This window comes from Nocardiopsis listeri (assembly GCF_020741345.1).
Classification (GTDB): Bacteria; Actinomycetota; Actinomycetes; order Streptosporangiales; family Streptosporangiaceae; genus Nocardiopsis; species Nocardiopsis listeri_A.
Genome location: NZ_DYZD01000189.1, coordinates 21,669 through 28,397, shown reverse-complemented (window position 1 = coordinate 28,397; position 6,729 = coordinate 21,669). Strand labels below are relative to the sequence as shown.

4 protein-coding genes are annotated in these 6,729 nt (G+C 71.7%); 1 reads left to right on the top strand and 3 read right to left on the bottom strand.

The genetic code is table 11. The annotated features are described in order from the left end of the window. Positions 1–1,287 (top strand): HAMP domain-containing sensor histidine kinase, encoded by a 1,287-nt coding sequence (locus tag K8V84_RS10500; protein ID WP_304073673.1) that lies wholly within the window; start codon positions 1–3, stop codon positions 1,285–1,287. 42 nt (positions 1,288–1,329) lie between these two features. Here K8V84_RS10500 and K8V84_RS10495 read toward each other — a convergent pair whose 3' ends face one another. The 3 genes from K8V84_RS10495 to wecB form a co-directional block, all read right to left on the bottom strand. Next, the gene (locus tag K8V84_RS10495; RefSeq protein WP_304073680.1) at positions 1,330–3,519 is read right to left on the bottom strand and encodes a glycosyltransferase; all 2,190 of its coding nucleotides are present in this window, start codon (positions 3,517–3,519) and stop codon (positions 1,330–1,332) included. Positions 3,520–3,589: 70 nt separating this feature from the next. Beyond that, a complete protein-coding gene (locus K8V84_RS10490; RefSeq protein WP_304073670.1) occupies positions 3,590–5,347 on the bottom strand; it encodes a hypothetical protein in 1,758 nt (585 codons plus the stop codon). Between the two features lie 180 nt (positions 5,348–5,527). After that, positions 5,528–6,637: a non-hydrolyzing UDP-N-acetylglucosamine 2-epimerase gene (gene wecB, locus K8V84_RS10485; protein WP_304073667.1), complete on the bottom strand. Its 1,110-nt coding sequence runs from the start codon at positions 6,635–6,637 to the stop codon at positions 5,528–5,530. Positions 6,638–6,729 lie beyond the last annotated feature (92 nt).

The following is a 6,729-nucleotide window of genomic DNA, read 5'->3' as shown; positions in this document are numbered from 1 at the left end:
ATGCGCAGACGGATGGTCTTCTCCACCCTGGTGGTGACCGTCATCGCGGTCCTGCTGCTCGGACTGCCCTTGGGCGCGCTCACCTTCAAGCTGGTGCACGATGAGAGCGCCCGTCAGCTCGAAGGCGAGGCGGAGCTGATCGGCTTCGAGACCGACGCCATGATCGACCGTGACGGCGAGGTCGATCTCGCCGAGTTCGACCAGGCGCATCCGGACCGCTACATACGGATCACCGATGCCACCGGCGAGACCGTCCTGACCGCGGGCAACCCGGAGCTCGACCCGACGTCCGTCGACTCGCCGGGACTGATCCGGGCGGAGGCGACCACCGATCTCGGCACCACCGTCGAGGTGTGGTCCGGTTCGGAGGCCCTGCAGGAGAGCGTGATCCGGGCCTGGTTGGGGATCGCCTCGCTGTCCCTGCTGGCCATCGGGGTCGCGGTGGGGCTGTCCATGTTCCAGGCGCGCAGGCTCACGCTGCCCCTGGTCGACCTGGCGGCCACCGCCGAACGACTCGGCTCGGGGGTCACCACCCCGTGGGGGCACCGCTACGGCATCCCCGAGGCGGACCGTGTCGCCGAGGTGCTGGACCGCAGCGCCGAACGCATCGCGGGTCTCATCGCCACCGAACGCCACTTCGCGACCGACGCCTCACACCAGCTGCGCACGCCGTTGACGGCGCTCACCATGCGGTTGGAGGAGATCATCGCCGAGGCGAACAACCCGGGCGTGGTCCGGGAGGAGGGTGAGGCGGCCCTGGCCCAGGCCGGACGGCTCACCGAGACCGTCGAGAGCCTGCTCGGCCGGGCCCGCAAGAGCCAGAACCCGGAGGTCGAGGCGGTCGCGCTCGACCCGGTTCTCAACCGTCTCCAGGCCGAGTGGTCGCCGGTGTTCCAGCAGGAGAATCGCAGGCTCCTGGTGACCGGCGACTCCGGGTTGACCGCCATGACCGTCCCCACCGACTTCGCGCAGATCCTCGCGACCCTGGTGGAGAACGCCTACAAGCACGGTGCGGGGACGGTGACCATCCGCCGCCTCGACACCGGCCAGTCCGTCCGGGTCGAGGTCAGCGACGAGGGCGAGGGCGTCCCCGAACACCTGGCCGGACGCATCTTCGAACGCGAGGTCAGCGGAGGTGGCGGCACCGGCCTGGGGCTGGCCCTGGCCCGGCACATAGCCGAGTCCGAGGGCGCCCGCATCGAACTGGTGCAGACCAAGCCGACCACCTTCGCGCTGTTCCTGCCCGCAGGCGCCGGAGGCCTGTCGAAGATGACCGGCCCCGTCTAGGCCCTGTTCCCAGAGGCCTTCGTATCTCCTCCATGGGCGGAGCTAGCCGCCCGCGACGGCGACGTCGGAGGGGGTGGGCTCGGGGACCCGGCCGCCGACGACCAGGTCGCTCCACAGGGAACGCACCCGCTCCAGGCCGTACACCGAGGTGATCTCGGACCGTGCCCGCTCGCTCTCCTCGGCGAACCCGCCCCTGGAGACGGTGCCGTGGATGGCCTCGGCCATCGCGACCGCGTCGTCGTGGATCCAGTGTGGATCGTAGATGGTGTCCGAGCCCGGCCACGGCAGCAGGGCGGGGATACCCCCGGAGGCCGCGCACTCGGCCGGTGCCAGGTGGAACGACTCGTCGTCGCTGGTGGAGAGCACGAACCCGATCCGGCGCAGCCAGGTGGCCACGTCCGGGCCGAACCCGTCGAAGATCACGCCGCCGGAGAGCCGTTCGTCGCGCTGGATCCGCCGGTACACCTTCTCGAAGTAGGCGCGCTCCTCCGGCCGGTTCCAGATCCACCAGTAGTCCCACGGCTGCTTGGTCTTGACCGACAGCGTGTAGCGGGGGTCCATGCGGCGCAGCTCCGAGAGCACGTCGAGGCCGCGGTCCAGGCGCTTGCGGGAGGGCGCGATGCCGATCATCCCCAGCGAGTACTCGGCGCCGGCCAGCTTGGGCCGGTCGAGCTGGAGGTCGTCCACCCAGTTGGGCAGGACCACCACCTTGTCGTGGGGCCACCCGGTGATCTCGCGGGTCAGGTCGGCGTAGTGGGGGCTGACGCACACCACCGCGTCGACCTTGGACACGTCCAGGCGGCGCGGCCACTCCGCGTACAGCTCGAAGCGGTGCAGTCGGACGATGAGGCGTTGGTCGGGGCGCTTCCACTTGGCGTAGAACAGGGCGTTGGGTCCGCACCACTCGCAGATGACCACGTCCGCCCAGGCCGCGAGCTCCCGAGACCGGTACTGGTCGTGGGTGCTCAGCCCCTCCCACTCGTCGATGCGCACGTCCAACCCCGGCAGGGAGTCCAGGTACTCGGCGAGGCGGGTGAAGAACTTGAGGTCGTGCCCGGCGATGACCACCTTGAGCGGCCGTTCGGGGTCGGCTCCCTCCGGCGCCGCCGGCAGCGCCTCGGCCAGGTAGCCGCGCAGACGCTCGGAGGCCCGTTCCAGGGAGTGGTCGGCCGCCGCCGAACGGCAGCGCTCGGCGGCGAGGGCGTACACGGCCCGGTCGTGGTAGGCGCGGGCGATGACCGTGGCCACCGAACCGGAGTCCTCACCCGCGAAGAGCGGGTAGTCGACGCCGAGCAACGCCTCGTGCATGGGTGTGCGGTTGAGGACCACCGGCAGGCCGAGCGCCCCCAGCTCCAGGACCTTGGTGGACAGCTCCAGGCTGGCGTCCATGTCGGGGTCGCGCCAGGACAGGCCGAAGTCGCACTCGGCGGACTGACGCAGCGCGTCGGCGCGGGCCATACCGCCGCGCCAGTCGACGTTCGGGGTGCTCTCCAGGGCCTTGCGCATGCGTTTGGCCCAGTCGGCGGGTTCGGCGTGGATCTTGTCGCCGATCATCACCAGTTCGGAGTCCACCCCCATCCGGTTGAGCTCCTCGGGCAGGCCGGTCATCTCCAGGGTGTTCCAGCGCGGGGCGAACTTGCCGGTGTAGGCGAGTCGGGCGCGGGCGTGCACCTGGCCGTCCGCCGTCACGCCCTGTGGCACGACGACCACGGGCGGGAACAGCACCGAGCGTCCGCACGCCGCGGGCACCGTCGACTCCAGGAACGCGCGCAGTTCCTCGGTCTGACAGAGCACGAACCGGGAGGCCAACGCGATCTCGGTGAGCTCCGCGGTGGCGGTGGCGGTGAGCTCGTCGACGCTGTGCGGGAAGTCGGTGAGGTAGGTCCACAGACGTCCGTTCAGGGACGTCTCCTGGGCGGCCAGCCCCGCCAGGCGGCGTCCGCGCACGACCACCAGGTCGAAGGGCCTGCGCCCGTGCATGCGTCCCATGAGTTCCACGGCCTGCTCCGGGGTGAGACCACGGGGGCCCAGGTCGGAGAGCATGCGGTCCTCGTAGGGGCGGACCAGCCTGATCCCGTCGGCCTCCTGCAGGGGCGCGGTGAGCCGATCGGTGCGCACCGGCGCCTTCAACAGCACGGTGACCTCACAGCCTGCGGCGGCCAGTGCCTGGGCCATCGACTGCGCCCAGATCGCCGAACCGTCGATGATGTTCAGGTCCACGTCGCCGTACAAGAGTGCGCGCGGAGGAGCTGTGCTCACGTTCTTCCCTTCGGATACTGATGTGGCCGGCGTTGCGCGGGTGTCACCCGAGGGCGCCGGTGGACGCGTCGGCGTGGGTCGGGTCCTCGCCGCCGCTGTCGGTCCCGGTGCCGTGGTCGGGCCCCAGGGCCAGGAGTCGACTGCCGCGCCGGTTCCACTCCCGCGGACCCCAGGCGCGTCGTAGCAGCTCGGTACGGGCCAGTTCGGGATCGATGCCGGTGACGTACACGTACTGTCCGGTACCGGTGGAGCGGTCGAAGAACCCGAGGTCACCGGTTCCGGTGGCCGTGGGCTCGATCCCCTCCGCGGTCTCGCGCGGGGTCCCGACCGCGTCGGCGCCGGAGCATTCGGCGGCGCAGGCGAGGTCGACCAGGCGGTTGCGTCCGGTCGGCCCGGTCCACATGAACGCCCAGGGCATGGTGGCCCGTTCGGCCAGGTCCGCCCACTGTCGGGGCGTGAGCCCGCCGGGGGCGGCGTCGTTGTCGTCCCGGGTGAGATCGGCCGGGGTGTCGGGGGCGTCGAAGCGCACCGTGCGCACGGTGACGCCCTCCGAACGCAGGCGGCGCAGGCCGGGCAGTCGGGCGGCGGTGTCGGGGACCACGACCTCGGCCGGACGCAGACGGGAGGAGAGCAGGTCCTCTGCGAGCCGGTCGGCCTGCTCCTCCCCGTCCGGGTCGGCGAGGACGGCCACGCCTCGCCCGCTGAGCGGAAGCCCGCCGCCCGGAACGGCGGTCGTGAGTTCGAGGCCGTCCAGGAGGGCGGCCAGACGGACCGGGGTGGCGTCGTCGAGGAAGACCTGACGGAGCATGGTGCGGACCTCGCGTTGGGTGGGGCCCAGCGCGCGCAGTCGTGGAACGCTGACGGTGAGGTCCTCGCCGCCCGGTACGGGGACGGCCGGGTGGGCGACCACACGGGTGCCACAGGCCCAGGCCCGACGGTGCAGTCCGGCCTCGCCGGGAGTGTTCTCCGGGATGACGGCGACGTTGGCGGCGCGGAGGGCGTCCGCCAGGTCGGGCGAGTCGACGTCGACCACGCCCACCCCGAGTTCGAGCAGTACGTCGGGTACGGGGGTGTCGACCCCGGTACGGACGTAGACGGCCTCCGGGCCGAGGGCGAGTTCGGCGGCGACCGGGTTGAACAGGTGCAGGGGCACCCCGGCGTCGCCCTTGTGGATGCGGTCGAACCCGAGCCGGCGCAGGGCGGGCGGCGCGGGCGCGTCATCGAGCAGGACCGCGGGGATCCCGCGGGAGGCCGCGGACTCCATGACCCAGTGCAGGGCACGGGTTCGGTCCACCACGGCGGGGTCTCCCACGTGCGCCCAAGGCGACCCGGGGGCGGCGGCCGAGGCCGACACCAGGAGCAGGTCCACGTCCACGGCGTCCATGACGATCTGGGCGTCGTGCGGGCGCAGGGCGACCGAACGCAGGTAGGGGTCGATCGCGGTCTGCACGGCGGGGCCCACGACGGTGGCGGCGACCAGTTGGTCGGCGGTGCCACCGCTCAGGCCGGTGAGGAGCCGGGCCTCTTGGCGGTCGGCGTCGAAGGAGCGGACGGGTTCGGCCCGACGGCGTTGGGCGTGGTTGCTGTCGCCGCTGTGCCGCCAGAGCCGGTAGAGGTCCCGGGGCAGCCGTACCAGGGAGCGTCCCGGACGCTTGGCCGCGGCGGTGAGCGCCCGGCCCACCTGCAGCGAGGTCGATCCCTCCAGGGCGGCGAGGCGGACCTGCGCCTCCTGGAGCTGGGCCTCACGTTCGGCCAGGGCTTGCCGAAGCTGTTCGGTCTGGCTCTGTTCACGCCGTTTCACGGTCTGCCACCTTGTACTCGGGTCTGGCGGTTCCACGGTCCCCCGTGCCTGTGGCGTCCGGGGTCGGCGGGTGTGCGGTCCGACGTGTGCCGGGACGGGTGCGAAGGCCCAGGGTCAGCCGAGTGGCCGGTCCCCTGGGACGCCGGGCGGCGCCTCTGCATGGCGGGCTCATCGGTGTCGTCACCTCGACCACCTGGTGAGGACGGAGGCGATGCGTTCACCCGAACGACCATCCCACAACGGTGGGGTGTCACCGATCCGTTCGTCGACTCGTCCGTCGAGGACCTTGTCGAGGGTGGCGACCAGGTCGGACTCGGTGACGAGCTGGTTGGTCCCGTGCGTGATCGTGACCGGGCGTTCGGTGTTGGGGCGCAAGGTCAGGCAGGGGACACCGAGGATCGTGGTCTCCTCCTGGACCCCACCGGAGTCGGTGACCACGGCGGCGGCGCCGCGGGTGAGCGCGACGAAGTCGAGGTAGCCGAGCGGTTCGAGCAGACGCACGCGCGGGTGGTCGCCCAGGCCCGCCCGGTCGAAGGCCGCCTTGCCGCGCGGGTGGACGGGCATGACGACGTCGGCGACGTCGGCGACCTCGTGCAGTCGTGCGGTGAGGCGGGCGACGTTGTCGGGGTCGTCGACGTTGGCGGGCCGGTGCAGGGTGGCCGCCACGTAGCGCTCGGGAAGGTCGAGTCGGGCTCGCAGGGCCTGGGCGTCGAACCGGTCGAGGTTGCCCAAGAGGGTGTCGATCATAGGGTTTCCGACGAGGTGGACCCGGTCCGGGGACACGCCCTCCGCGGCGAGGTGGCCGATGGCCTCGGGGCTGGTCGCGAAGCACAGGTCGCTGAGCCGGTCGGTGACCCGGCGGTTGATCTCCTCGGGCATCGTGTTGTCGAAGGAGCGCAGGCCCGCTTCGACGTGCGCGACCGGAACACCGAGCTTGGCGGCGACCAACGCGGCGGCGACGGTGGAGTTGACGTCGCCGTAGACCACCACCATGCCGGGGGTGTTCTCGGTGAACTCACGTTCCAGACCGACCATGAGGGCTGCGGTCTGGGCGGCGTGCGACCCGGAACCGACGCCGAGGTCGACGTCGGGGGTGGGCAGACCGAGGTCGCGGAAGAAGACCGCGGACATGCGGTCGTCGTAGTGCTGGCCGGTGTGCACGACCCGCTGGTGGGCGCCCCTGCCACGCAGGGCGGAGACCACGGGCGCGGCCTTGACGAAGTTGGGGCGGGCGCCGACCACGTGCGCGATCGCGGTGTCCTGACTACCTGGGGGGGCGCTCGTTGCCACTGGTGCTTCCTTCGGTTCTCGCGTTGATGGGTCGGGGGGTTCGTCCCCCGAAATCCGGTGTGTGCGGGGTGTTCGGTCGGGTCGACGGGCTT

Bases quoted from the DNA above. Each gene is read 5' to 3' on its own strand.
- K8V84_RS10500 (WP_304073673.1), top strand. From the start codon at position 1: ATGCGCAGACGGATGGTCTTCTCCACCCTGGTGGTGACCGTCATCGCG.